Origin of the sequence: Glycomyces sp. NPDC021274, from assembly GCF_040641195.1 — a bacterium.
GTDB lineage: Bacteria > Actinomycetota > Actinomycetes > Mycobacteriales > Micromonosporaceae > Glycomyces.
In genome coordinates, this window is record NZ_JBFADC010000009.1 from 88,055 (window position 1) to 113,015 (window position 24,961).

The following is a 24,961-nucleotide window of genomic DNA, read 5'->3' on the forward strand; positions in this document are numbered from 1 at the left end:
GCATCGCCGCGTCCTAGACCGGCGCGATCGCCTGCGTGAACAGCACGCCGCCGTCGATGTCCTTGAGCGACACCGTGAACGTCTCGGTCTCGGCGTCGATCGCGACCTCGCCGAAGAACTGGTACCCCTGCGCCGGGGACGTGTTCGCGGCCGGAGGTGCCTGCACGAACACCGCCTCGGGCCCGAACGTGGCATCGAGCCTGTTGGGCCCGAACCCGCCCGCGTTCAGCGGCCCGGACACGAACTCCCAGAACGGGTCGAAGTCCTGGAACACCGCCCGGTCCGGGCTGTAGTGGTGGGCCGCGGTGTAGTGCACGTCCGCGGTCAGCCACACCATGTTCGCCACGCCCTCGCGCTTCGCGAACGAGAGCAGCCCCGCGATCTCCGTCTCGCGCCCGCCCGGCGCGCCTCCGGAACCGTTCGAGACCCCTTCCTGCGCGCCCGTGCCGTCGCCCACGATCAGGCCGATCGGCAGGTCCGCCGCGATCACCTTCCACGTGGCCTTCGAGCGGCGCAGCTCGCGCTTGAGCCACGCCAGCTGCTCCTCGCCGAGCACGGTCCCGGTGGCGCCGTCCGCATCCGGGTTGGGGCTCTTGAAGGTCCGCATGTCGAGCACGAACACGTCCAGGAGCGGGCCGTACGCGAGCTTCCGGTAGATCCGCCCCGCGGCGTCGGTGGCGCCGAACCCGCCCGGCGTGAACTCCGCGAAGGCCTGCCGGGCCCGCGCGGCGAGCACGTCCACACTCTTCTCGGTGTACTGCGGCAGGTCCAGGATCTCCCCGGGGTACCAGTTGTTGGTGACCTCGTGGTCGTCCCACTGGTTCACCATCGGCACGTTCGCCAGGTACGCCCGCAGGTTCTCGTCCAAGAGGTTGTACTTGAACTGCCCGCGGTACTCCTCGAGCGTCTCGGCGACCTTCAGCTTCTCGTCCACGAGCGTGTTCTTCCACGTCGTGCCGTCCGGCAGCGCCACCGACTCGACCAGCGGGCCGTCGGCGTACACGAAGTCGCCCGAGCAGAGGAAGAAGTCCGGTTCGGCGTCGGCCATGGCCTGGAAGATCCGGTACCCGCCGAAGTCCGGGTTGATCCCCCAGCCCTGCCCGGCGAGGTCCCCCGACCACTGGAACCTGATGTCCGCCGGTTCGCAGGCGGCCGTGGTGAACGAGCCCTCCAGCGCCTCGGACCGCCGCTCGCCCTCGGCCCGGATCCGGTAGTGGTACCGCTGCCCGGGCCGCAGGCCCCGGAGCCGCACCTTGCCGGTGAAGTCGGTGTCCGCGGTCAGGGCCGGGCCGCCGATGGTCCTGGCGTGCTTGAAGTCCGGGCGCGTCGCGAGCTCGACGCGCATCCGCGAGCCGCGGTCGGCGCGGGTCCACAGGACCGCGCCCCGATCGGTCACGTCACCGGACTGGACGCCGTGGGTGAGCTGGGGGCGTGAGGACGCGTACGAGATCCCGGGAGTCCCGAGGAGGATCGCGCCGCCGGCCCCGGCGGCCAGCAGCCGCCGACGAGCAATCTGCACTGTTGTCTCCAATACACCGTGGGGTTCGAGTGAACAGTCCTCACCCTCCCAGTCGAGGACGACCCCGGGGCAACGCCGACGTGAACAGCTCCCGCCGAACGCTCAGCGCAGCTTGACCGTGCGGATCACGGTGGTGGTGAGCAGCACGAACACGGCCCCGATGGCGAAGGCGGTGAGCAGGATCGGGAGCGTGTCGGGCACCGCGAGCCGCCCGGACTCGGCGATGGCGGTGGAGCCGAGGTTCAACGCCCGCGTGTTGATCGCCTGCGGCAGTACGTAGGAGACCGGGCGCAGGGTGACCGAGGTGACGGCGGCGACGCCGATGACGCAGCCGACCAGGCACAGCGCGACGGGCGCCGCGAAGGACTTCATCGACATCGACAGCAGCGACTGCACCGCGATCAGCGGCAGGGCCGCGCCGATCGTGATCACCCCGACGACCGCGAACTCCCACGGGAACGGGCCGTCGAGCCGCAGCACGAGCTCCCCGGCGATCGCGGTCCCCGCGACGAGCACGAACTGCATGGCGGCGACGAGCACGAGGATGACCGCGATCTTCACCAGCACGAGCCGCACGGGCCGGACGGTGTTCGTCAGCAGCAGGTACCAGTTCGTGCCGCGGTGCTCCATGCGCCACACGGTCGCGGCGAGCAGGCTGATGCCGATCGAGAAGAACAGCATCCCGTAGAACAGCACGACCTGCGAGGTGAACGAGTCCCAGCCCGCGTTGAGCACGTCGTCGTTGTTGGCGAGGTTGATGGTGCCGGTCACCACGGCGAGCACCGGCAGGATGAGCGCGATGATCCAGGTGCTGGAGCGCTTGAGCTTGATCAGTTCCGCACGGAACACGGTGCACTACCTTTCGATCCGGTCGAAGCGCCTGGTGAACCAGGCGAAGAGGACCGCGACGAGGATCAGGAATCCGGCCACCAGCCCGTACGGTGCGGTCACGTAGTCGACCGATCCCCCGGACTGCCCGGCATGGGAGATGACGGCGTAGTAGCCCCACGGGACCACGTAGCTCACGCCCTGGGGCATGAGGAGCGAGAACACTGCCAGGAACGCGCCGAGCACGCCGACCCCGACGCTGACCAGCTGGTTCTCCACGCGGGCGGCCAGCCAGATGTGCAGCCCGCAGAACGCGACGTCGACCAGGTACAGCAGGGCCGTGTAGAGCGCCCACGGCGCGAGGTCGAGCGGCACCTGGATGCCGGCGAGGACCCCGATGCCGACCACCAGGAGCGACTGCGCCGCGACCGCGGGCACCAGCAGGATCGCCAGCGCCGCGAGTTTGGCCCGGCACAGCGCGCCGGGGCTGCGGCCGGCGGTGGAGGCGAGGGTCCAGCCGATGCCGGAGTGCTCGATGTCGGTCTGGCGGCTGGCGAGGACGGCGGCGAGGATCGGCGAGGTCATCGCGGCCATCATGGTGTAGCTGAGCAGGAGTGCCGCCCAGGGCGCCGCGGCGGGGTCGTCGAAGGTCTCGCGAGTGGAGCCGGCGAAGAGGGAGGCGGCGCTGAGTGCGGCGACGGCGGTGATGATGCCGATGAGCAGCGGCAGGGTGCGCAGGCGGCGCATCTTGCGGAATTCGAGGGTGACGGCGCGGCTCATAGGAGGCCCGATCGTCCGGTGAGGTCCATGAAGACGTCTTCGAGGCTCTGCTGGACGCGTCGGACCTGGTGGATGGGCACGTCGGCTTCGGCGAGGTATTTGACGAGCGCGGCGGTCTTGTCCTTGTCGAGGCCGCTGACGGTGATCCCTTCGGGGATGACGGTGGCGCCTTCGACGAGGCGGCCGGCGGTCTCGCGGTCGGGGGTCTCGATGACCATGTCGGGGATGGAGTGCTGGAACAGCTGGTCGCGGGTGCCTTGGAAGATCATCTTGCCGGAGGAGAGGATGCCGAGGACGGTGGCCATCTTGTCGATCTCGTCGAGGAGGTGGCTGGAGACCATGACGGTGATGCCCTGTCCGGCGAGGTCGACGAGGAGGGTGCGGATCTCTTCGATGCCGGCGGGGTCGAGGCCGTTGGTGGGTTCGTCGAGGACGAGCATGGCGGGTTCGCGGGCGAGGGCCATGGCGATGCCGAGGCGCTGCTTCATGCCCAGGGAGTAGTTGCGCACGAGTTTGTGCTTGTGCTCGGTGAGCCGGACGGTGGCGAAGGCCCGTTCGATCTGCGGTTCGGCGAGGTCGAGCATGGCGCGGACGATCTGCATGTTCTCCCAGCCGGTGAGGTGCCCGTAGCCGGGTGGGGCTTCGATCATCGAGCCGATGGAGGGCAGGAGCTTGCCGCGGGTGGCGGGGGTGAGGGCTTGTCCGAAGAGGTCGATCTCGCCGGCGGTGGGCTGGGTGAGGCCGAGGAGCATCTTCATCGTGGTGGATTTCCCGGACCCGTTGGGGCCGAGGAATCCGTAGACGACGCCTTGTGGGACCAGGAGGTCGAGGCTGTCGACCGCGGTGTGGCTCTTGAACCGCTTGGTGAGGCCGCGGGTGACGATGACCGTGTTCATCGGAGGCCTGTCTGGGTGATCAACATGGTGCCAATGATCCCTGTACGGGGCGGCTCGCGAATCATGCCACGGTATGGAATCCGCTGGTCGAAGGCTCCTGCGATCGTATGATCCGGGTCGGCCGCGGGCAGTTGCCGGGCGGCTTCCCGGGTCGGCCGTTCGGCCGACCCGGGGTGCGCGGTCCTTAGTGGATGGTGTGCTGCGGTCAGCGCCCGGGTGGGCCTTCGAGGATGAGCGGGTTGGGGAGGGCGGGGTCGAGTTCGCGGCAGAGGGCGTGCATGACGCCGGCGGTGCCGAGCATGAGTCCGCGGACGGTGGTGATGCCCGCTGGGAGGCCGCTGTGCGGTGCGGTGCGGGCGAGCCGGTCGGTGACGCGGGCCCGGTAGTCGCGGAGGCCGTTGTCGTGGGGGGTGTGGCGGGCGGTCTCGGTCATGGCGAGGAGGTTGCCGAGGGTGCCGTGGCAGAGGGAGTCGTCGGTGGGGAGGGTGTCGCCGGTGGTCGCCTGCGCGCCGAGGGCGGCGAGGTCGAGCAGTTCGGGTGCGTTGAGGAGTGTCGCGGCGGCGGCGCGGGCCATGGCGATGCCGGCGGTGCCGTGGCACCAGTGGGCGGGGTAGGCCCGGCCTTGGGCGACGGTTTCGGGGCGGACGTCGAGCCAGCGGTGCCTGGCGGGGTCGTAGAGGGTGTCGTCGAAGCGGAGTGCGGCGTGTGCGGCGGCGGCGATGCGGTCGTCGCCGAGGAGGGCGGCGGTGCGGGCGAGGGCCCAGCCGATGCCGGTGGCGCCGTGGGAGAAGCCGCCGAGTCGGGCGTGCGCGATGCCGGTCTCCCAGGCGAGGCTGCCGTCGCCGGTGTCGGTGGCGTGCGCGATGAGGTGGTCCGCGAGGACGCGGAGTGCGGTGCGGCCGTAGTCGGTGCGGGCTTCGGGGAGGGCCGCGATGACCGCGCTCGCTCCGGCGGCGCCGGCCATGACGTCGTAGAACGTGTCGTGGGCGGCGTTGGCGGCGAGGCGCCGGACGGTAGCGGCACGCAGGTCCCGGTGGCGTCCGCCGCCGAGGCGGGTGTCGTAGTGGGCGAGGGCGTAGAGGAGTCCGGCGGCGCCGCTGAAGGCGCCGATGGGAAGGTCGACGCGGTCCTGGTCCCAGTCGTCGAGGATGGCGGCGACGGCGTGCGCGGTGCGGTGGGCGAGGTCGTCGAGGCCGAGGCCGGGGAGGGTCTCGTGGGCGTACGCGGCGGCGAAGGTGATGCCGGCGAGTCCGTCGTAGAGGGTGGGGCCGATGGGCCGGTATTCGAGGCCGGTGCTGTCGGTGCTGCTGCACACGCTGATCCAGGTCGCGTCGTCGTCGCCGAGAATGGCGGTGTCGGCGAGGAGCCGGCCTTGGGCGCGGGCGGCGCGGCGCAGTGCCGCGGCGGTGTCGCCGACTCGTTGCGGCGCTTCGGGTTCCGGTTCGGTGTGTTCGCGCGCGGGGGTGGCGGCGAGGATCGATTCCTCGATGAGCGGCTGCGACGCGGTGAGCGTGTCGCCGGTGAGCCGGTCGAGGCGGTGGAGCACGTCCTCGCGTGTGGTGCGCTGGAAGTGGCGGGGTGCGACGTCGTGCCCGTCGGTGCGCAGTGCGGCGGTGTCGAAGCCGGTGGTGAACAGGGGGATGTCGAGGCGGCGGAGCGCGTGCTCTTCGGCGCGCACGAGTTCGGCGTCGTCGGGGTGGTCGGCGAGGCGCACCCACAGGCTGCGCAGGAGGTGGTCGCGGTCGATGCCGCTGCGCAGGCGGCCGGGCTGGCGCATCTCGGTGAGCAGGAGCGAGTAGGAGCGGGTGGCGCGCACGATGTGGCGCACGGTCATGTCCGGTGCGGCGGTGAGGATCGCGCGCAGGCGCGGGCGCTGGGCGATGACGGCCCGGTAGGTCTCGGCGAAGCCGTCGCTCAGGGCGGTGCGGTGCTCGCGGACGAGCGCGGCGGTCATGCCGGGCGGCTGGTTCTTGGCCCTGCCGATCGGGCCGGTCACGGCTTCGATCCGCATCCGGTCGGTGCAGGGGTGGACGAGCTGGTGCGCGGTGGCGTTCCCGGCGTCCTCGTTGAGGCCGCCGGTGCTCACGCTGACGTCGATGCTGGTGCCTTCGCCGGCGGTGAGCTGGACGGGCAGGATGCCGGTGCCGAGCACGGACTCGTTCAGCCACCGGGCCGCCTTCTGGGCGGCGGTCGCGGCGCCGGAGTCGTGGCTGCGGTTCTGGACGAGGGTCTCCAGGTCGACCGGGACGGGCCCTGCAGGGGACGCGATGACGTTCTCCAGGTGCAGGTCGGAGGCGCCGAGGACATGCGCGATCGCCAGCAGCGCACCGAGTTTGCGCAGGTACGGGCCGGGCTCGGCGGTGTCGGTGGCGTGTTCGATGTGCTCGACCCACCCGTATCCGGGCCGCACCAGCGCGAGCGGCGCGTACAGGCGCGACTCGGGCGGCAGGCTCGGCGCGAGCGCGTCGAGCGTGTCCCGGTAGAGGGCGAAGACGGCGCAGTCCCGGGGCTTGTAGACGAGCCGGTGTCCGTCGGCGAAGCGCAGGATCGCGACGGACTGGCCCGCTTCGTGGCTGTCGCCGGTGGCGAGGTCGACGGCGCGCAGTGTGCCGGGATCGCAGGGCAGCAGTCCGGCGTCCGCGAGCGCGTCGGCGTCGGCCGCGAGGCGGTCGAGGACCCGTCCGACCTGCGCCCGCCAGTTCGCGATGGCGACGGTCAGGTCCTTGGCCAGGACGGGGTACCGCGCGTAGAAGCGCAGTCGCTCTTCGGGTCTCGCGAGCGCGGTGTCGAGTCGTTCGTACGCGCCCGGGGCGGTGTCGCGCGCGAGTTCGGTGACCAGGCAGCGCATCGCGAGTGTCGCGAGGCGTTCGGCGAGGCGGTCCAGGAGGTCGGCGCGCGCCTCCGGCGCCAGCGCGGGCCAGCGGTCGAGGTGCGCGGCCTGCGCGGCGGCGACCGGGCCGAGCAGCCCGGGGAACGGGAGGCGGTCGACGGGGGTGCCTTCGACGACGAGCGGCCCGGTCGGGCGCGGGGGTGCGGCGGGGCGCACCAGCCACGCGTCTGCCTGCACGAGCCAGGAGGTGCTGCCGGGGCGCGGTGTCCAGGTGCCGCCGGAGAGCAGCGCGGCGAGGCCTTCCCGGTCGAGTCCCTGCAGCAGCAGGTAGGCGTCGAGTGCGCCGTTCTCGTCGAGGAGGCGCCGCGCCCAGGCGTCGGTCGCCGCGGGGTTCGCGCCCTTCCCGTTCGCCGGGCCGGGGCGCCGTTCGTGGAGCGCCGCGGCTTGGGCCAGTACCAGCATGTCGTTGCTCGTGGGCACCGTTCGATCCTGTCTCTTCGCGGGGGTACGGGAAAGGCGGGCGGCCCAGGTGCGAGACCCGAGCCGCCCGCCGATGCGGCCTACTGGCAGGCGCAGATGAACGTGCCGCACTCGATGGTGACGGTGCACAGCCAGCCGCTGCTGGCGAGGTACGGGCTCATGATCTTCTCGAACTCGGCGTCGATCTGGGCCTGCAGCGACGGCGTGGTGCCGTCGGTTTCGCGGGCCTCGACGTCCCAGCTCGGGCTGACCATCGTGAGTTCCTGCTGAATGGAGTCGTTCATGCTTCTCCTATCTCGCGAGGCAGTCCGCGGCATTGTCGCCCATCTCCGCGGGAGCCGTTGAATGAACCAGATGGGGGGTCGCCATCGACGAGTAATAAGGACGGTCGATTGGGGATCGAGCGTCTTTTGTTCGCGATGGCTCTTTACAACGCCAAGGCTAACGGTCCGCACGGATGACCGCATTATACGATTCGGGGATCTTCTCCATGGATATCCCACTATGGTCGGACTCCCGATGTGGTTCCATCGACGGAAGCGCGACACGTGTTCGTCTGGTAACACTCGGTCCGCCCTGCGTCCCGGGCCGGCCCCGGCGGTGCCGAGGTCCGCGAGCCCGTGCCGGTGGGCCCAGATCACCAGCGCGACCCGGTCGCGCACGTTGATCTTCGCGAGGATCCGCCCCACATGGGTCTTGACCGTGACCTCCGCGATGAACAGCTCCCGGGCGATCTCGGGGTTCGAGGCCCCGGCCACGACGAGCTCGAACACGGCCCGTTCGCGGTTGGTCAGCATGGCGAGCGCATCGGCGCCGGCAGCGGCCGGAACCGGTGCGTCCGTGGCGATCTTGTCGAGGAGCCGCTGCGTGGTGCTCCCCGCCGCGGTGAAGGTCCCGTTGTGCGCGGAGCGGATCGCGGTGACGAGCTGGGCGGCGGTGCTGTCTTTGAGGATGAAGCCGATCGCGCCGGCCTTGAGCATCCGGATCGCATACGAGTCCCGGTCGTACGTGGTCAGCCCCAGGACCCGCGTCGCGGGGCTCACGCGGTCGCCGATGAGCCTCCGGGTGGCCTCGATCCCGTCCAGTACAGGCATGCGAATGTCCATGAGCACCACGTCGGGCCGCAGTTCCCGCACCCGCGCGATCGCCTCCTCGCCGTCGGCGGCGATGCCGACGGTCCGCATATCCGATTGCGCATTGACGATGCGGGTTAATCCGTCGCGCACCAGCGATTGGTCGTCGACGACGAGGACATCAATAGACCGGACCGATTCGCTCATGCCTTGGTCACATCCTTCTGAATTGTCAATGGCCATGTCGCTACCACAGTGAAAACTTCAGCGCATTCATAGAAGGCGTCGCCGCCGTAGAGGGCGCAGCGCCGCCGAATGCCGGCGAGGCCCCGGTTCCCCCGGATCGGCCGGTGCCGGGAGCCGCCGTCCAGGGGGTTGGTGGCGGTGAGCGTCAGTGCCCGCGGCCCCCAGTCCATCCGGACGTCGGCCTCGCCGGTGTGGCCGTGCCGCAGGGCGTTCGTCAGCGACTCCTGCACGACCCGGTACACGGCGAGGGCCATGCCCGGGCCGAGCGGGGTCGGCTCCCCGGACTGCCGGAGTTCGACGCGCAGGCCCGACCGCGCGAAGCTCGCGATGAGCTCGTCGAGGTCGTCCAGGCCGGGCGTCGGGTGGGTCCCCACCTCGTTGGCCGAAGCCAGGAGGCCCCTGACCTCGTACAGTGCGGCCCGGCTGCTGGAGGCGATCACGGCGAACAGGTCCGCGACCTCAGGGGTCGGCGCGGTCGCCCGCCCGCTCTCGGCCTGCACGACGACACTGGTGAGGGTGTGGGCGAGGACGTCGTGGATGTCGTCGCTGATGCGCTCGCGCTCCTCATAGGTCGCCAGGCGCGCCCTCGCGTCGGCGTCGTGCTCGGACAGCATCCGCCGGAACTCCGCGACCCGCAGCGCATCGGTCTTGCGATGCGAGAGGTAGCCGACCGACGACGCGGTCATGAGCCCCGCCGCAACGAGCCCCACGGCGAACAGGTTCGCGCCCGCCACTGGCGCATCGCCGGACAGCGCCAGCCCGCCGAACACGACCACGAACACCGCCCAGAGCACCAGCCCGCCCCGCCGGGTCCGCCGCGAAGCGTCCGCCGCGACCGTGTAGGCCGCCACCAGCAGGACGAGGTCGCCCGGCACCAGCAGCGAGGTCGTGAGGACCAGGTGCACCGTCGAGACGGCCGCTGCGGCCACGGCGAACAGCAGCGGCGCCGCGCGGCGCAGGACCAGGGTCGCGGCCATCGCCGTCGACCACCACCAGTCCGGCTGCCCCATGACGCCCATGGCCACGCACACGAGCACGGCGACCCCGGCCACGGCCACGTCGTCGAGCCGCAGCGCCTGTCCGCGTGTGGTCATGCCACTACCATATCGGTGCCGCGGCGGCCTTAGGGGAACGCTTGGCCCCCAACGAATCGGGACCCGCCGCGAACGACGGATCCCGACTCGCCCGGCCGCCCCGCGCACCCGGCCGGCTCAACGCCGTGGTGTTGCCGGGAGCGGGGCGCCGGCCCTTCCGCTACGCGCCGAGGCGAGGGAAGGGCTTGGTGGAGAAGACGACTTCCACCGGCACCTCGAAGTACTCCGCGAGTTTCAAGGCGAGGTGGAGGCTCGGGCTGTACTCGCCGCGTTCGAGGTAGCCGACGGTCTGGTAGTGGACGCCGAGGGCGTCGGCCAGCTGCCGCCGCGAGACGCCCCGCTCGGCGCGCAGCATCGCGATGCGGTTGTAGACCTCGTCCGCGGCCACGACTCGATCACCAGTCCCTCTGCATGTCGGCCCGGCGCGCCGCCACGGCCGAACCCGATTCGCGCCGCGACATCCGCCGGAGCAGCCTGGGCGCCAAGGCCATCGACGCCACGGCCCAGACCGCGAGCACGGCGAACATGGTAACGGTGCGCCACTGGCCGCCGATCTCCACGGCCGCCATCGCATCCGGCAGCAGCGCGTGCCGCATGCCCAGGCCCATCCAGTAGATCGGGAAGACCTGCCCGACCCCCTGCAGCCAGCCCGGCAGGGCCGTGATCGGGTAGAAGATCCCCGAGATCGCGATCAAGCCCATGATCGGGAACATGACCAGGCCCATGTTGCGCGGGTTGTCGAGCAGCGCCCCGATGACCGCGCCGATCGGCAGCGCCGCGACGATCCCCATGAGCAGCACCGCGACGAAGATCAGCCACCGGTCGGGCGTCCCGAACTCGAGGCCGTCGAACAGCGGCAGGCCCACGGCGAGCAGCACGACCACCGTGACGCTGATGAACATCGCCGTCGAGACGAGGTTCCCCACCAGGTAGCCGGTCATGCCCCCGGGCATCGACTTGGCGCGCAGCAGCGTGCCGTTCGTCCGGTCCATCGCGAGCGAGCCGACCATCGCCGTGATGCCGCCGAACACCACATTCATGCCGATGAGGCTCGGCATGTTCATGGAGCCCAAGGACACCGGCGCGCCCTCGAAGTCGGCGCGCTGCATGAACAGGAGCACGACGATCGCGATCCCCGTCGGCATGACGAAGCCCATCATGTCCCCTGGGGACGTGAGCGAGATCTTCGTCTCGATCAGCGCGCGCTTCCAGCCGGTCCGGTACTCGTGCAGGGTGTTGGTGCTCATCGGATGGCCTCTCTCTTGGCGAAGCTTGCGAGCCATAAATTGGCAAGGAAGGTGTCGACGGCGGTCGCGCCCTCCCCGGCCTCGAACTGGGCGACCAGTTCCAGGTAGGCGTCCTCGAGGCTGGCGCGGTGGATCTCGAGCTCGGTGACCGAGCCGCCGTCCGTGGCGAGGAGCTTGCGCACGAAGTCCGTGGCGTCGTCGGTGGCGTGGATCTGCGCCTGCCCGTCCTGGATCCACTTCACCTCGGCCGTGGTCGCGGCGGCACGGGCGAGCTGGTCGGGCGAGCCGTCGGCGATGATGCGCCCGCCTGCCAGGATGAGGATCCGCTCGGCGAGCTTCTCGGCCTCGTCGAGGTCGTGCGTGGTGAGCAGGATCGTGGTGCCGTCGAGGTCCGTGAGCCGGTGGATGAGCTCGTGGAACTCCCGGCGCGCGTGCGGGTCGAAGCCCGTGGTCGGCTCGTCGAGGAACAGCAGGGCCGGGCGGCCTATGATGCCGAGGGCCACGTCGAGGCGGCGGCGCTGGCCGCCGGAGAGGGTCCTGACGCGCTGCCCGGACTGCGCGGCGAGGCCGACCATCTCGAGCAGTTCGTCGGCGCCCCAGGGCTCGGCGTACGGCTTGTAATACTCGGCGAAGTGCGCGACGATGTCGCGCACCTTCCATTTGCCGTTGTCGCGCCATTCCTGGAGGACGACGCCGAGCCGGGCGCGCCACGCCTCGTCCCCGTGCGCCGGGTCGACGCCGAGCACCTGCACGTCGCCGTCGGAGCGGGCGCGGAAGCCTTCGAGGATCTCGATCGTGGTGGTCTTGCCGGCGCCGTTGGGCCCCAGCAGTGCGGTGACCCCGCCGGGCTCGACCTCGAGGTCGAGCCCGGTCAGCACCGCCGTCGCGCCGTAACTCATGCGCAGATCGGTCACGACGATCGCGGGCCCGTCTGCACTGCTCAAAGGCGGGGGGTGTCCCATCTTCATCTCCGTTGCATACGTTCATTCATTGATAGCACACATACTACATCTCGCCGCACAGTTCCGTCGAACCGTATAACGACGAGGGCCGCCCATCAGGTGATGGACGGCCCTCGCGGTGCGGAGAGGTTGGCTAAGTGCGCCGCTTCTCGCCCGAGCGGGCGAGGAAGCGCTGCAGGAGGATGAACGCGAGCAGGAGCACGCCCATCACGATCCGCGCCCACCACGAGGAGAGCCCCCCGTGGAAGGAGATGAGCGTGTTGAGCAGGCCCCAGACCATGACGCCCGCGACGGTGCCGAGGACGAACCCGGCCCCGCCGGTGAGCAGCGTCCCGCCGATGACCACGGCGGCGATCGCGTCGAGCTCGGCGCCGACGTTCGCGAGCGGGTTGGCGCTCTTGGTCGCGAACGCGGCCAGCACCCCGGCGAGGGCGGCGCAGAACCCGCTGATCGCGTACACGCCGATCTTGGTGCGCGCCACCGGGAGGCCCATGAGCAGCGCGGACTGCTCCGAGCCGCCGACGGCGTAGACGCCGCGCCCGTACCGGGTGTAGTGCAGGACCACGAACGCGATGATCACGACCGCGAACGCGATGAACGACAGGTACGGGAGCCAGAAGCCGCCGTCGCGGACCTTCCCGCCGAACTCGACGTGGGTCATGCCCCACTGCCAGAAGTCGACCTCGCGCATGGACACGTCGGTGTCCGAGATCTGGAGCGTCAGGCCCCGGAACAGGAAGAGCCCCACGAGGGTCGCGATGAACGGCTGCACGTTGCAGTAGTGGATCACCGCGCCGATGAGCAGTCCCCAGAGCGTCCCGAACGCCAGCACCAGCACCATCGCCAGCGGCGCCGAGACCCCCGCGTCGACGGTGAGCCACGCGCACCCCATCGTCGAGAAGGCCATCACCGAGCCCACGGAGAGGTCGATGCCGCCCGAGAGGATCACGAACGTCATGCCGACGGCGATGACCAGCAGCGGCGCGTAGTCGATGAAGAGCCCGGCGAGGACCTGCGGGCTGTCGAAGTTCGGGAAGTTGGCGATGCCCCCGAGGTACATCACGATCAGCAGCGCCACGGTGGCGCCGATCGGGATGTACTTGGTGAGGCCGTCGAACAGGGTCGAGCGCCCCGGGCGCTCGGTCAGTGTCTCGGTGCTCATTTGGCCGGGACCTCCTCGGCGGGCGCGGGCGCGGCGGCTTCCGGCTTCGGCTTGAACGGCTTCAGGATCCAGCCCCGGAACTCGGGGCTCTGCAGCAGCGCGACGGCGAAGACCACGATGGCCTTCGCAGTGAACTGCCACTGGCTCGAGAGGCCGACGTTGATGATGGTGTCGTCCAGCATGCCGATGATGACGACGCCGATGGTGGTGCCCAGCAGGTAGAACCGGCCGCCGAGGAGCGCGGTGCCGCCGATGACCACGGCGAGGATCGCGTCGAGCTCGATCCACAGGCCGCCGTTGTTGGCGTCGGCGCTGCCGACGTTGGCCGCGCCGATGAGCCCGGCCAGGCCCGCGCACAGGCCGCACACCAGGTACACCAGGACGGTGATGCCCTTGGAGCGGATGCCCGCGAGGCGGCTCGCCTCGGGGTTGCCGCCGACCGATTCGAGCAGCAGGCCCAGGGCGGTCTTGCGGGTGAGCAGTGCGATCGCGGTCAGCACGAGGGCGGCGATCCAGATCGGCACCGGGATCGTGAGGATCTCGCCGCGGCCGAGCTGCAGGAACGGGCTCGAGTCGTCGACCTTCGGGATCTGCCCGCCGGTGACGAGCTGGGCGATGCCGCGCCCGGCGATCATGAGGATGAGGGTGGCGACGATCGGCTGGATGCCGAAGTACGCCACCATGGTCCCGTTCCAGGCGCCGATGACGGCGGTGACGACGAGCGCGAGGGCCACGGCGGAGAAGATGAGGCCCGCCGCGGACTGGTCGGTGCCGTCGATGATCATCTGGCAGGCGATGGCCGCGCCGATGGCGTACGTCGCGCCCACCGACAGGTCGATGCCCTTGGTGGCGATGACGAGCGTCATGCCGAGCGCGATCAGCAGCAGCGGCGCGGAGCGGCGCAGGATGTTGACGAACGCGCCGCCGAGGCGGCCGTCGTCGTTGACGCTCGGAATGATGAAGTCGATGCCGGTGGCGGCGATGTTGACGATGATGAGCGCCACCAGGATCAGCACCGGCCACATGAGGCGCTTCGCGTAGGCGTTCATCGCTCACCGCCCTTCGCCACGATGGTGTCCACGATCTTCTCGGTGGTCATGTCGGCCTCGGATTCGAGCACGGCGATGAGTTCGCGGTCGCGCAGGACCGCGATCCGGTCGGACAGGCGCGTGACCTCGTCGAGTTCGGCGGAGACGAACAGGACCGCCATGCCCTCGCCTGAGAGTTCGGCCACGAGCTTCTGGATGTCGGCCTTGGCGCCCACGTCGATGCCGCGCGTGGGCTCGTCGAGGATGAGCAGCTTCGGTTCGATGAGCATCCAGCGGGCGAGCAGCACCTTCTGCTGGTTGCCGCCGGAGAGGTTCTTCACCGGCATGTGTGGATTCGCCGGGCGGATGTCGAGCTTCTCGATGAACTCGGCGACGAGCTTGTCGCGGCGGGCCACCGGAATCGACCGGGCCCAACCGCGCGAGGCCTGCATCGCCAGGATCATGTTCTCGGCCACCGTGAGGTCGCCTACGAGCCCTTCGGTCTTGCGATTCTCCGGGCAGTACGCGATGCCGCGGGCGGAGGCGGTGCGCGGGTTGTGGCCGCCCACCGTCGCGCCCTCGAAGGCCAGCGACCCGGAGTCGGCGCGGTCGGCCCCGGCGATGAGCCGGATGGTCTCCGTGCGCCCGGAGCCGAGCAGCCCGGCCAGGCCCACGACCTCGCCGCGGCGGACTTCGAGGTCGTACGGCGCGATGGATCCCCTGCGGCCCAGGCCGGACGCCCGCACGAGCGGTTCCTCGTCCGCGACGTGGTGCGCGGCGGCGGCTCGCTCGATCTGCTCGAGGACCACGGCTTCGCGGCCGAGCATGTGCCCGATGAGCTCGTTCTCCGGCAGGTCTGCGGTGGCCCACTCGCCGACGAGCTTCCCGTTGCGCAGCACCGTCATCCGGTCGCAGATCTCGTAGACCTGCTCGAGGAAGTGCGAGATGAACACCATGGCGGTGCCCTGGGCGGCGAGGCGGCGCATGACGCCGAGGAGGACGGCCACCTCGTCGCGGTCGAGCGAGGAGGTCGGCTCGTCGAGGATGAGGACCTTCGACTCGATGTCGACCGCGCGGGCGATCGCGACGAGCTGCTGCATGGCGATCGAGTAGGAGGACAGGGGCGCGGCGACGTTGAGGTCGATCCCGATGTCGTCCAGGAGCGCTTTCGCCTTGCGGCGCATGGCGCGGAAGTTGATGAACGGGCCGAGGCGCGGTTCGCGCCCGGCGAAGAGGTTCTCCGCCACCGACAGGTTGTCGGTGAGGTTGACCTCCTGGTAGACCGTGGAGATCCCGGCGGCCTGGGCCGCGCCCGGGCTGTGGAAGCGGACCGGCTTCCCGTCGAGCAGGATGTCGCCGGCATCAGGGTCGTGGACGCCTGTGAGCACCTTGATCAGTGTGGACTTCCCGGCACCGTTCTCCCCCATGACGGCGTGGATCTCTCCTGGCCTGAGGGTGAAGTCCACGCCGTCGAGGGCGCGGACACCGGTGAAGTCCTTCCTGATCCCGGTCATCTGGACGATCGGGTCGTCAGACATGGAATGAGACCTTCGCTTGGGGTTGGAAGATGCGGAGACTGGAAGCGTCCGGGCGGACCCGAGGGTCCGCCCGGACGTCGGGGGAATGCCGTCAGAACTGGCGGTTCGGGAGCTCGGCCTCGAACTGGGTGGCGTCGAAGACGCCCTCCTCGACCGGGGTGAACTTCTCGACCTCGTCGCCGGCCACGACCGACTCGAGGACGTCCATCAGCTGCGGGCCGAAGGCCGGGTTGCACTCGACGATGTAGTTGAGCTTGCCGTCGACACCGGCCTGGAAGCCGGCCTTGGAACCGTCCACGATGATGATCTGGATGTCCTGGCCGGGGACCTTGCCGGCGTCCTCGATGGCCTGGATGGCGCCGAGGCCCATCTCGTCGTTGTGGGCGTAGAGCAGGTCGATGCCGTCGAGGCCGTGGGTGGTGATGAAGGTTTCCATCACGGCCTTGCCCTCTTCGGCGGTGAAGTTGCCCGACTGGGAGTCGACGATCTCGTAGTTCAGGCCTTCGGCGTCGAGGACCTCGAAGAACCCGGCCTTGCGGTCGTTCGCGGGAGCGGACCCGGTGGTGCCCTGGAGCTCCAGGATCCGGGTGCCGTCGGCGTCGTCGGCGAACGTCTCGGCCGCCCACGTGCCGGCCTTGCGGCCTTCCTCGGCGAAGTCGGAGCCGAGGCGCGTCACGTACAGGTCCTCGTCGGCGGCTTCGATGCCACGGTCGGCGAGCACGACGGGGATGCCCGCGTCCTCGGCCTCCTGCAGCACGTCGGTCCACCCGGTCTCGACCACCGGTGCCAGGACGATGACGTCAACCTGCTGGTTGATGAAGCCCCGGACGGCCTCGATCTGCTTCTCCTGGTCCTGCTGGGCGTCGTTGAACTTCAGGTCGTGGCCCGCGGCCTCGGCCGCGTCCTGGATCGACTTGGAGTTGGCGGTGCGCCAGGCGGATTCGGCGCCGACCTGGGCGAAGCCGATGACGAGGCTGCCGTCGTCGCCGCCTTCCGAGCCGCCGTCATCGGCGCCGCAAGCGGCCATGCTGAACAGGAGTGCACCGGCGCCGATGCCGGCGAGAGCTTTCTTGAACACGTTGGGGGTCGCCTTTCAAGCGTGTTGAATACGAGGGTTTTGGATATTTGCGTGAACGCATGTTACCGCTCATATCCTCACCTGTGTTATCGCTCTCGTCAAGTTGGAACCCCTGCACAGAGCAGTAACGATTTCACAACACGCTGGAAAGAAACCTGCTCATTTCCGCCTCGCACGGCCCGGCAAGCGGTAACTCTCCGCTTCCCGCGCCGGGCTTCCAGAGCACGTCGCCGCCCGGACCGGCCCCCTCGGCGCCGTTCGCGGGCCCTCGATTCGCGCAGCGGGCCAGCACGAACAGGAGGTCGGAGAGCCGGTTGAGGTAGGTCACGGGCACCGGGTGCGTCGTGTCGGGCTCGGCGTCGAGCAGCACCCACACCGACCGCTCGGCCCGCCGCGCCACCGTGCACGCCTGGTGCAGCAGCGCCGCGCCCGGCGTCCCGCCGCGGAGGATGAACGACCGCAGCGCCTCCAGGTCGGCGTTGCACTCGTCGATCCAGCCCTCCAGGCGCGTCACGTAGGACTCGTCGATCCGCAGCGGCGGGTATTTCGGATCCGCGGACACCGGCGTCGCGAGATCCGCGCCCACGTCGAACATGTCGTTCTGGACCGCGAGCAGGATCTCCCGCTCCCGCTCCCCGATCTCGCCGGTGTGCAGCGCGAGCGCCGCGCCGATCACCGCGTTCGCCTCGTCCACGTCCCCGTAGGCCGCGAGCCGGACATGCGTCTTGGGGACGCGCGAGAAGTCGGCGAGACCGGTCGTGCCGTCGTCGCCGGTCTTCGTATAAATCCTGGTGAGATTGACCGCCATGCACCGACCATATAGCCTCGCCCCATGGCAAAAGTCACGGTAATCGGTTCGGGACTCATGGGTTCCGGGATCGCGCAGGTCACGAGCCTGGGCGGCCTGGACGTCACACTGATCGACACTGACGCGGGCGCACTCGACCGCGCGCAGGCGGCGATCCGCGGTTCACTGGACCGCTTCGTCGCCAAGGAGAAGGTCACCGCAGCGGACGCCGAGGCCGCTCTGGCCCGGATCACCACGGCCACCGACCTCGAAGCCGCCGCGGGCTCCCAGATCGCCGTAGAAGCGGTCTTCGAGCGCCTCGCGGTCAAGCAGGAGGTCTTCCGGAAGCTGTCGGCGATCTGCTCGCCCGAGACCGTCCTCGCGACGAACACCTCGGCCATCCCGATCACGGAGATCGCCGCCGCCGCAACGCATCCCGAGCGGGTCGTCGGCACCCACTTCTTCTCGCCCGTCCCCATGATGCAGCTGTGCGAGCTCGTGCGCGGCATCCACACCAGCGACGAGACGCTCGAGGCCGCCCGCCGCTTCGCCGAGACCGCCGGGAAGACCTGCGTCGTCGTCAACCGCGACGTGGCCGGGTTCGCGACCACGCGCCTCATCTGCGCCCTCGTGAACGAGGCGGCCCGGCTCGTGGAGGACGGCGTGATCTCCGCCGAGGACCTCGACACGGCCTGCCGGCTCGGCTTCGGCCACCCGATGGGCCCGCTCGCGACCGCCGACCTCACCGGGATCGACGTGATCACGCACGCGACCGAGAACATCTACGAGGACACCGCCGACCCGAAGTTCTTCCCGCCCGCGCTGCTGCGCCGCCTCGTCGCGGCCGGCGAGATCGGCCGCAAGAGCGGCAAGGGCTTCTTCGAGTACAGCCAGTTATCCACAGGCCTGTGAATAAACGAGAACGGCGCTGACCAGGAGGTCAGCGCCGTTTACTCTTGCTCTGCTACTTCAGGACGAGGGTCGCGCGCGCCGGGGCGAGCACTTTCTCGCCGACGCTCTGGACGGTCATCGCCAGCTCGACCGAGGTCGCGTCGAGCTTGCGGACCTTGCCTTCCACGACCACTTCGGCACCGCCGTCGGCGGGCACGACCACGGGCTTCGCGAAGCGCGCGGAGAAGTCGGTGAGGGTCGCGTCGATCCCGGCGTCCGCGGCCCATTCGAGTACGGCGCGGGAGACGAGGCCCATCGTGTACATGCCGTGGGCGATCACGTCGGGGAGTCCGGCGGCCTTGGCCGCGGCCTCGTCCTGGTGGATCGGGTTCTGGTCCCCGGAGGCGTCCGCGTAGGCGACGAGGTCGGCTCGCGTGACGGGGAACGCCGCGGTGAACACGGTGGCCCCCACGGACAGTTCGCTCAGGCTCATGCGGCGTCTCCGGCCATGAACAGGGTGGTCCACACCTCGGCGGCCAGCACCTCGCCCTCGCGGACGTCTGTGCGCAGCGCGAGGAGGTCGTTCCCGGCGACGGACTTGATCGACTCGATGGTCGAGGCGCACGACACGGCGGCGCCCGCCCGCAGCTCGCGGTGGTACGCGAAACGCTGCTCGCGGTGCAGTACGCGGCTCCAGTCGAGCCCGAAATCGGGGTCGTCGATGAGCCGCTCCGCCGCGGGCAGCGTGAGCGATATCAAGAATGTGGGCGGAACTGTTCCGTCGTCGTCGAGGCCGAGGGCCTGGGCGAAACGGGTCACCGAATCGGGGGTGATGACCACCGGTTCGGTGGGCGGCAAGGACCGGCCGACATACGAAGTGTTGAGCATGTACCGGAGCGGGGAAGACTAGCGGGTCTCTTTGTGGACCTGCGAGGTCTTGCAGCGCGGGCAGTACTTCTTGAGCTCGAGCCGGTCGGGGTGGTTCCGCCGGTTCTTCTTCGTGACGTAGTTGCGCTCCTTGCACTCCACGCACGCCATGGTGATCTTGGGGCGGACGTCAGTAGCCTTGGCCACGGTGAGTGCCTTCCTCTAACTCGACCCGCCGGTTTGCGGACCGTTCCTTGAACAAAACAAAGCGTCGACCAGCATACCTCGGTGGTCGACGCTGAACAAAAGTAGCGATGGGCAGGATCGAACTGCCGACACAACGATTATGAGTCGTTTGCTCTACCACTGAGCTACACCGCCGTGCGCTCACTGCCACCAGATGGCCCTGCGTGAGCAGAAAAACTGTGTGAGCAGTACAGCACTTCGCTGAATACTAGCCTGAAGTGCTTCCGAGCCCCCATGCGGAATCGAACCGCAGACCTTCTCCTTACCATGGAGACGCTCTACCGACTGAGCTATAGGGGCGATCGCGAGGCTTCCCTCGCGGCCTTGACAAGAGTACATGACGGACCGCCCAGATCGAACGCGGGGCCTGCCTTGCGGTGCGGGCCACAGTAGTGCGGCGAGTGCCTGCCTCAGACCACCCGGAGGCGGCTCTGACCCCGTCCGCCGTCCTGCTGGGCGAGCCACGCGGAGAAGCGGTCGGCCGGCAGCGGGCGCGAGAAGTAGTAGCCCTGACCGGCCTCGCATTGCAGCTCGCGCAGCTGCTCGACGGTCTGGTGGGCCTCGATGCCCTCGGCGACGACGTCGATCGCGAAGTGCCGGGCGAGGCCCAGGACCGCCTCCACGATCGCGCGGTCGTCGGCGTCCGTGGCCATGCCCTGCACGAACCGCAGGTCGATCTTGATCTCCTGGACCGGCAGCCGCCGCAGGTACGCCAGCGAGGAGTACCCGGTGCCGAAGTCGTCCACCGAGAGGCGCACGCCCATCTCGTGCAGCCGGTCGAGCGCCGGTGTGAGCCGCGGCTCCCCCGAGACCACGTCGTCCTCGGTGATCTCGAACGTCAACCGATCCGCCGGGACGCCGTGCCGCGCAAGGAGCGCCGCGACCTTGTCCGGGAAGTCCGCGTCCGCGAGCGTGCGCGGCGACAGGTTCACCGCCATCGGCAGCGGCCCGTCCTCGCCGGCCCATTCGGCCGCTCGACGAAGCGCCTCGTCCAGGACCATCTCCGTCAGCTGCCCGAGCTGGCCGGTGGATCCGGCGATCGGGATGAACTCCTCGGGCGCGACGGGTCCGAACGTCGGGTGCGGCCAGCGCACGAGCGCTTCCGCGCCCATGACGGCCCCGGGCTCGCCGAGGGCCCTGTCGAGGCGGACCTTCGGCTGGAAGTGCACTTCGAGCTGGCCGCGGTCGAGGGCCCGGCGGAGGTCGGCGGCGAGGCCGATGCGGCGCAGGCTCTCTGATTCGAGTCCCGAGTGGTAGAGCTGCACGCCGTCGGCGGCGTTCTTGGCCTGCCTGGTCGCCGCGTCGGCGCGCTTGAGCAGTTCGTCCGCATCGGCGGCGAAGTCCGGGTGCGTGACCACGCCGACGGCCGCCGACAGGCTCACGGTGACGCCGCCGACCTCGAATGGCCCCTGGATGGCGGCGCGCAGTCGCCGTGCGGTGTCGAGTGCCTCGTCGGTGGAGGCGAGGCGGGTCTGGAGGATGAACTCGTCGGAGTCGATGCGGCCGAGGAAGGACGCGGCGGGGGCGTTGTCCTTGAGTCGCTTGGCGAATTCTCTGAGCGCGGTGTCGCCGGCCTCGTGGCCGAGGGCGTCGTTGATCTCGTGGAGGGAGTCCACATCGAACATCAAGACCGCGACGACCTCGTTCGGCACGGTGATCGACAGTGCCTCCTGAAGGGCCGCGAGGGAGCGGCGGCGGCTGGGAAGGCCGGTGAGCGGGTCGTGGTAGGCGTCGTAGCGGAGCTGGTCGACCAGGCGCGAGTTGTCGACGGCGATGCTCACGTGCGCGGCGACGGTCTCCAGCAGCTGCAGGTCGACGGGGAGGAACTGCGACATCTCGCCGCCGATGCGGTCGGCGACGGAGAGGCAGCCGTAGACCTCGTCGCCGGAGCGCAGCGGGACGAGGATGGCACTGCGCAGCCCGCCCGCTTCGAGGACGGCCCGCTGCTCGCGGCTGCCGTGGCGGGGGCCGATGAGTGCGGATGCGCCGGTGGCGGTGACGGCCTGCTGGAGCTCGTCGGGGACGGGGTCGAGGTCGGTGAGCCCGGCGTCGTCCACTGAGGAGGTGAGGCGGATCTCGGGGTAGCGGCCTTCGGCGGGGACCCAGACGGTCGCGGATTCGGCGGCGAAGATCTCGCGGAGCCGTCCGAGGGTGGCGTCGATGAGCCGGTTGGACCGCACGGAGTCGGCGACGAGCTGCGTGAAGTTGTTGAGCTCGTCGAGGATCTGGCGCTGGCGCCGCAGCTTCATGTAACTGCGGGAGAGGCCGATCGTCGTGAGCAGGAGGATCGCGATGGGGATCGCCGACCACGGCGTGGCCTCCAGCATGATGAGGAGCATCAGGCCGACGGATGCGGACATGACGGGGCCGATGAGTGTGAGCGCGAAACCCGACCAGGCCCTGAGCATGCTGGCCCAGCCGTTGAGGAAGAACAGCATGAGCGAGAGGAGCACGGTGGTCATGAGGCCCGCGGCGACCACGGCGAGCACGGCGACGAGCCACGTGCGGGGATCATGGGGGCCGCCGAGGCCCGCGTACTGGACGACCGCGACGGCGGAGGCCGCGCCGATCGTGGACATGCCCACGTTGAACATCGGCTTGAGCGGGCCGACGTCGGAGCGGATGTAGCGGCCCGCGAAGAAGATGAGGGAGGAGATGAGGCGGACGAGGATGACCGCGAACGGCGACAGGTAGAACAGCGCCAGCACCAGCGGGATGTCGGCGAGGTTGAACGCGATGCGGTGCTGGCGGAAGTGCTGGATGACCTGGAGGTTCTGCGCGAGCACGAAAGCCGCCACGAAGGTGACGGCTTCCATGTAGGGCAGTTGTTCTGCAGTCCAGGTCAGGAGCAGCGCGGCGACGGCGCCGGCCAGCACGACCACGGTGATGGCCCATGCGAGCGCGCTGAAGAGTCGAGGGTGCTGTTCGCGGATCACCGATGAGCTCCCCTCAGGCGCAGGGTGAGACTACTGCAGGTCGCCGGAGTTGCCGCGCACCTGGTATACGACCGAGGAGTTGTCGGCGGCGTCGGCCGATGCGGCGGATGCGGTGCCGGCGGCGACTCCGAGGACGATGAAGGCGGCCGCGAATGCAGCGCCGAGCCGCTTGAAGATTTTGACCGGTTTCACGAGGCCTCCCGTGAGGTGTGGGAATGTGCTGTCAAGGGGACCAGTAGAGCCCATGGTGCCACAGTCGGCTCCACCTTTGGAAGGCTTGCGACCGTGATTCTCGCGCTCTTTCTGGTTCAGCCGTACGGGTGAGCACGGCTCATACATTCTCGCCGATGCTCCGAGGGGCCTTGCCCACGGGTCGGGAGTTCGCGAGCCTACCCCTGCGCACTGCTGTAGGTTAGGCTCGCCTTACTCAAGAATACGATCGTTGTTCGATAAGGAATGCGCACATGCCTGCAGACACCGCCGCTGCGGACGGCCCGGCCGACGCCGGCACGCCCCGCTTCTCGGCCCGGATCCGCGAAGCCTCCTGGGCGCGCCACCAGGGCCTCGACCCGTCGGCCGACGCGGACGCGGTCAAGGCCCCGGGCGTGTTCGACCGGCTCTTCGACGGCTCGCTGCGCCTGGGCGACTACACGCGCTGGCATGCCCAGCAGTACTTCGTGTACGAGGCGATCGAGGCTGCGGCGGCGCGCTTCGCCGACGACGCGGTGGCGGGGCCGTTCGTGTTCCCTGAGCTGGCGCGCGTTCCGGCGCTCGAGGCCGACCTGAAGTTCCTGATGGGACCGAGGTGGCGCTCAGGGATCGAGCCGCTCCCGGCGACGCGGGCCTACGTGGACCGGATCAACGCGGTGTCGGCCGACTGGCCCGGCGGCTACCTCGCCCACGCGTACACCCGCTACCTCGGCGACCTCTCGGGCGGGCAGGCCTTCGGGAAGGCCGCGCGCCGCAACTACGGTTTCGAGGCCGAGGGCGCGTCGTTCTACGAGTTCGCGGACATCAAGAGCCCCAAGGCGTTCAAGGACGAGTACCGGGCGCGCCTCGACGCGGTGGACCTGTCCGAGGCCGCGAAAGTGCGCGTCATCGACGAGGTCCTCCTCGCCTACGACCACAACGGCGCGGTGCTCGCGGCGCTCGGTGAGGGCCTTGACCGCAACCCGTTCGAGCCGTCGGTGGTGGCCGCGATCTGCCATCACATGAACACCGACCACGCGGCCGACACGCTGGTGATCTGCAGGGGCGCGGGCGGTCGGCGCGGCGCCGAGACGGCCCGCATGACCGGCTTCGACGGCGAGGGCGCGGATTTCGCGGTCGTCGAGGACGGGGTCGAGGCGGCGGTCCGGGTCGATTGGGCCGCGCCGCTGTCGGAGCGGGCCGAGGTGCGGCCGGAGATCGTGCGGCTGTTCACCGAGTCGAAGGCCGCGCTGTCTTGACGAAGCTTGCGAGTCATAAATTTGTGGGGAGAACGCCTGACCATTACCTTCCCGGAATGTCCTGATTGTCGCGACACGCCGGGCGGTGACGAATCTCGCGCGTGCGCCGTTCGCGGCGCTACCGTGTGGCGGTTGCCAAGCCCACGGACGGCCCCCCGGGACTGACCCAGTCCTCCGACGCCGCCGATGGGCACCGCCACATCCGAGCCGATCTTCGACTCGCAGGTCAAGCGTGGAGTACGAATGTCCGACACCGGACCAGTGGCCGCCGAACCGATCAGGCGCCACGCCGCCCGGCCGCATCGCACGAGGGGCCAGCACCGCGCCTCGTGGGCCGCAGAACTCTCCCCGCTGCTGGCGGGGACGCAACGTCGCTACACCGCCGTCGTCGGCTCCGCCGTGGCCGGGGCGTCGATCGTCGCCATGGCCACGGGGGCCGGGTTCTCCTCGGAGGAGGAGGAACCCGGTACGTCGCAGGCGGTCGCGGACATCGCGGCGCTCGCCGCCGAAGCGAGGGCCCCGCAGACGGGTGCGGACGGCGCCGCTCCCGCCGACGCGCCGCTGGGCGCGGCGGCGGCCGAGGAGGTCGTGATGGCCGAGCGGACCTCGCCCGTGACGGGGCAGGACGCGCAGATCAAGTGGTCGCCGATGCTGGACGACATCACGATCACGTCCCTGTTCGGGCAGCGCTGGGGCCGCAACCACAACGGGGTCGACTTCGACGCCGAGACCGGCGACCCGGTGTACGCCGCCTACCCGGGCACGATCACGCACGCCGGATGGGAGACCGGGTTCGGGAACCTCGTCGTCATCGACCACGGCGACGGCGTCGAGACCTACTACGCCCACAACTCCGAGGTACTCGTGAGCGAGGGCGACTGGGTGGACGCGGGCGGGCAGATCGCGAACGCGGGCAACACGGGCCGCTCCTTCGGCTCGCACGTCCACTTCGAAGTGCACGTGAACGGCGAGCCGGTGGAGCCCTTGAGCTACCTCGCAGAGGTCGGGCTCGACCTCCGCTGAGG

Annotated in this window: 23 protein-coding genes and 2 tRNA genes; 3 read left to right on the forward strand and 22 right to left on the reverse strand. The window is 69.8% G+C overall.

The window, feature by feature from the left end:
- Positions 1–13: 13 nt before the first annotated feature.
- From AB0I03_RS19300 to AB0I03_RS19370, 15 genes are all read right to left on the reverse strand, one after another.
- Positions 14–1,471: an alkaline phosphatase D family protein gene (locus tag AB0I03_RS19300; protein WP_360414919.1), complete on the reverse strand. Its 1,458-nt coding sequence runs from the start codon at positions 1,469–1,471 to the stop codon at positions 14–16.
- A gap of 150 nt (positions 1,472–1,621) precedes the next feature.
- Complete coding sequence (locus AB0I03_RS19305; RefSeq protein ID WP_360414685.1) at positions 1,622–2,368, reverse strand: ABC transporter permease; 747 nt, start codon at positions 2,366–2,368, stop codon at positions 1,622–1,624.
- Positions 2,369–2,374: 6 nt separating this feature from the next.
- Positions 2,375–3,127 (reverse strand): ABC transporter permease, encoded by a 753-nt coding sequence (locus AB0I03_RS19310; protein ID WP_360414687.1) that lies wholly within the window; start codon positions 3,125–3,127, stop codon positions 2,375–2,377.
- Complete coding sequence (locus AB0I03_RS19315) at positions 3,124–4,023, reverse strand: ABC transporter ATP-binding protein (protein ID WP_360414689.1); 900 nt, start codon at positions 4,021–4,023, stop codon at positions 3,124–3,126. The genes AB0I03_RS19310 and AB0I03_RS19315 overlap by 4 nt, the downstream gene beginning before the upstream one ends.
- A 205-nt stretch (positions 4,024–4,228) precedes the next feature.
- A complete protein-coding gene (gene lanM / locus AB0I03_RS19320; RefSeq protein ID WP_360414691.1) occupies positions 4,229–7,333 on the reverse strand; it encodes a type 2 lanthipeptide synthetase LanM in 3,105 nt (1,034 codons plus the stop codon).
- An 80-nt stretch (positions 7,334–7,413) separates the two neighbouring features.
- Positions 7,414–8,613, reverse strand: a complete 1,200-nt coding sequence (locus AB0I03_RS19325) for a response regulator transcription factor (RefSeq protein WP_360414693.1) — start codon at positions 8,611–8,613, stop codon at positions 7,414–7,416.
- Positions 8,610–9,746 carry a histidine kinase gene (locus AB0I03_RS19330; protein ID WP_360414696.1) on the reverse strand — a complete coding sequence of 379 codons (1,137 nt, stop codon included), beginning with the start codon at positions 9,744–9,746 and terminating at the stop codon, positions 8,610–8,612. The genes AB0I03_RS19325 and AB0I03_RS19330 overlap by 4 nt, the downstream gene beginning before the upstream one ends.
- A gap of 160 nt (positions 9,747–9,906) precedes the next feature.
- Positions 9,907–10,101 (reverse strand): helix-turn-helix transcriptional regulator, encoded by a 195-nt coding sequence (locus AB0I03_RS19335; RefSeq protein ID WP_360414921.1) that lies wholly within the window; start codon positions 10,099–10,101, stop codon positions 9,907–9,909.
- Positions 10,102–10,141: 40 nt separating this feature from the next.
- A complete protein-coding gene (locus tag AB0I03_RS19340) occupies positions 10,142–10,993 on the reverse strand; it encodes an ABC transporter permease (protein WP_360414698.1) in 852 nt (283 codons plus the stop codon).
- Positions 10,990–11,892 carry an ABC transporter ATP-binding protein gene (locus AB0I03_RS19345; RefSeq protein ID WP_360414923.1) on the reverse strand — a complete coding sequence of 301 codons (903 nt, stop codon included), beginning with the start codon at positions 11,890–11,892 and terminating at the stop codon, positions 10,990–10,992. The genes AB0I03_RS19340 and AB0I03_RS19345 overlap by 4 nt, the downstream gene beginning before the upstream one ends.
- A gap of 196 nt (positions 11,893–12,088) precedes the next feature.
- On the reverse strand, positions 12,089–13,117 hold the full coding sequence (locus AB0I03_RS19350; RefSeq protein WP_360414700.1) for a sugar ABC transporter permease YjfF: 1,029 nt from the start codon (positions 13,115–13,117) through the stop codon (positions 12,089–12,091).
- Entirely contained in the window at positions 13,114–14,166 is a 1,053-nt protein-coding gene (locus AB0I03_RS19355; protein ID WP_360414702.1) for an ABC transporter permease, read from the reverse strand. The genes AB0I03_RS19350 and AB0I03_RS19355 overlap by 4 nt, the downstream gene beginning before the upstream one ends.
- Positions 14,163–15,683 (reverse strand): sugar ABC transporter ATP-binding protein, encoded by a 1,521-nt coding sequence (locus tag AB0I03_RS19360; RefSeq protein WP_360414704.1) that lies wholly within the window; start codon positions 15,681–15,683, stop codon positions 14,163–14,165. Before AB0I03_RS19360 ends, AB0I03_RS19355 begins: the two co-directional genes overlap by 4 nt.
- A 91-nt stretch (positions 15,684–15,774) precedes the next feature.
- Positions 15,775–16,761, reverse strand: coding sequence for an ABC transporter substrate-binding protein (locus AB0I03_RS19365; RefSeq protein WP_360414706.1), 987 nt, complete (start codon positions 16,759–16,761; stop codon positions 15,775–15,777).
- Between the two features lie 133 nt (positions 16,762–16,894).
- Positions 16,895–17,569: a cob(I)yrinic acid a,c-diamide adenosyltransferase gene (locus AB0I03_RS19370; protein ID WP_360414708.1), complete on the reverse strand. Its 675-nt coding sequence runs from the start codon at positions 17,567–17,569 to the stop codon at positions 16,895–16,897.
- A gap of 24 nt (positions 17,570–17,593) precedes the next feature.
- Between AB0I03_RS19370 and AB0I03_RS19375 the strand changes: the two genes are divergently transcribed.
- Positions 17,594–18,460 (forward strand): 3-hydroxyacyl-CoA dehydrogenase family protein, encoded by an 867-nt coding sequence (locus AB0I03_RS19375; protein ID WP_360414710.1) that lies wholly within the window; start codon positions 17,594–17,596, stop codon positions 18,458–18,460.
- Between the two features lie 52 nt (positions 18,461–18,512).
- Here AB0I03_RS19375 and AB0I03_RS19380 read toward each other — a convergent pair whose 3' ends face one another.
- The 7 genes from AB0I03_RS19380 to AB0I03_RS19410 form a co-directional block, all read right to left on the reverse strand.
- Positions 18,513–18,932, reverse strand: a complete 420-nt coding sequence (locus tag AB0I03_RS19380; protein WP_360414712.1) for a MaoC/PaaZ C-terminal domain-containing protein — start codon at positions 18,930–18,932, stop codon at positions 18,513–18,515.
- Positions 18,929–19,327, reverse strand: coding sequence for a MaoC family dehydratase N-terminal domain-containing protein (locus AB0I03_RS19385; RefSeq protein WP_360414714.1), 399 nt, complete (start codon positions 19,325–19,327; stop codon positions 18,929–18,931). The genes AB0I03_RS19380 and AB0I03_RS19385 overlap by 4 nt, the downstream gene beginning before the upstream one ends.
- A gap of 18 nt (positions 19,328–19,345) precedes the next feature.
- The gene (gene rpmG, locus AB0I03_RS19390) at positions 19,346–19,513 is read right to left on the reverse strand and encodes a 50S ribosomal protein L33 (RefSeq protein ID WP_270116154.1); all 168 of its coding nucleotides are present in this window, start codon (positions 19,511–19,513) and stop codon (positions 19,346–19,348) included.
- 102 nt (positions 19,514–19,615) lie between these two features.
- Positions 19,616–19,687, reverse strand: a tRNA-Met gene (locus AB0I03_RS19395).
- A gap of 92 nt (positions 19,688–19,779) precedes the next feature.
- Positions 19,780–19,852: transfer RNA gene (locus AB0I03_RS19400), tRNA-Thr, on the reverse strand.
- Positions 19,853–19,962: 110 nt separating this feature from the next.
- A complete protein-coding gene (locus AB0I03_RS19405) occupies positions 19,963–22,488 on the reverse strand; it encodes a bifunctional diguanylate cyclase/phosphodiesterase (RefSeq protein ID WP_360414716.1) in 2,526 nt (841 codons plus the stop codon).
- A 30-nt stretch (positions 22,489–22,518) separates the two neighbouring features.
- Complete coding sequence (locus AB0I03_RS19410) at positions 22,519–22,680, reverse strand: hypothetical protein (protein ID WP_360414718.1); 162 nt, start codon at positions 22,678–22,680, stop codon at positions 22,519–22,521.
- 272 nt (positions 22,681–22,952) lie between these two features.
- Here AB0I03_RS19410 and AB0I03_RS19415 point away from each other — a divergent pair, with 272 nt between their 5' ends.
- Positions 22,953–23,936, forward strand: coding sequence for a biliverdin-producing heme oxygenase (locus AB0I03_RS19415; protein ID WP_360414720.1), 984 nt, complete (start codon positions 22,953–22,955; stop codon positions 23,934–23,936).
- A 243-nt stretch (positions 23,937–24,179) separates the two neighbouring features.
- Positions 24,180–24,959, forward strand: coding sequence for a M23 family metallopeptidase (locus AB0I03_RS19420; protein WP_360414721.1), 780 nt, complete (start codon positions 24,180–24,182; stop codon positions 24,957–24,959).
- Positions 24,960–24,961 lie beyond the last annotated feature (2 nt).

Excerpts from the sequence above, each read along its gene's own strand:
- AB0I03_RS19310 (WP_360414687.1), bottom strand. The coding sequence starts at position 3,127 with ATGAGCCGCGCCGTCACCCTCGAATTCCGCAAGATGCGCCGCCTGCGC.
- AB0I03_RS19315 (WP_360414689.1), bottom strand. The coding sequence starts at position 4,023 with ATGAACACGGTCATCGTCACCCGCGGCCTCACCAAGCGGTTCAAGAGC.
- AB0I03_RS19325 (WP_360414693.1), bottom strand. The coding sequence starts at position 8,613 with ATGAGCGAATCGGTCCGGTCTATTGATGTCCTCGTCGTCGACGACCAA.
- AB0I03_RS19330 (WP_360414696.1), bottom strand. The coding sequence starts at position 9,746 with ATGACCACACGCGGACAGGCGCTGCGGCTCGACGACGTGGCCGTGGCC.
- AB0I03_RS19335 (WP_360414921.1), bottom strand. The coding sequence starts at position 10,101 with ATGCTGCGCGCCGAGCGGGGCGTCTCGCGGCGGCAGCTGGCCGACGCC.
- AB0I03_RS19340 (WP_360414698.1), bottom strand. The coding sequence starts at position 10,993 with ATGAGCACCAACACCCTGCACGAGTACCGGACCGGCTGGAAGCGCGCG.
- AB0I03_RS19345 (WP_360414923.1), bottom strand. The coding sequence starts at position 11,892 with ATGAGTTACGGCGCGACGGCGGTGCTGACCGGGCTCGACCTCGAGGTC.
- AB0I03_RS19350 (WP_360414700.1), bottom strand. The coding sequence starts at position 13,117 with ATGAGCACCGAGACACTGACCGAGCGCCCGGGGCGCTCGACCCTGTTC.
- AB0I03_RS19355 (WP_360414702.1), bottom strand. The coding sequence starts at position 14,166 with ATGAACGCCTACGCGAAGCGCCTCATGTGGCCGGTGCTGATCCTGGTG.
- AB0I03_RS19360 (WP_360414704.1), bottom strand. The coding sequence starts at position 15,683 with ATGTCTGACGACCCGATCGTCCAGATGACCGGGATCAGGAAGGACTTC.
- AB0I03_RS19370 (WP_360414708.1), bottom strand. The coding sequence starts at position 17,569 with ATGGCGGTCAATCTCACCAGGATTTATACGAAGACCGGCGACGACGGC.
- AB0I03_RS19375 (WP_360414710.1), top strand. The coding sequence starts at position 17,594 with ATGGCAAAAGTCACGGTAATCGGTTCGGGACTCATGGGTTCCGGGATC.
- AB0I03_RS19380 (WP_360414712.1), bottom strand. The coding sequence starts at position 18,932 with ATGAGCCTGAGCGAACTGTCCGTGGGGGCCACCGTGTTCACCGCGGCG.
- AB0I03_RS19385 (WP_360414714.1), bottom strand. The coding sequence starts at position 19,327 with ATGCTCAACACTTCGTATGTCGGCCGGTCCTTGCCGCCCACCGAACCG.
- AB0I03_RS19415 (WP_360414720.1), top strand. The coding sequence starts at position 22,953 with ATGCCTGCAGACACCGCCGCTGCGGACGGCCCGGCCGACGCCGGCACG.
- AB0I03_RS19420 (WP_360414721.1), top strand. The coding sequence starts at position 24,180 with ATGTCCGACACCGGACCAGTGGCCGCCGAACCGATCAGGCGCCACGCC.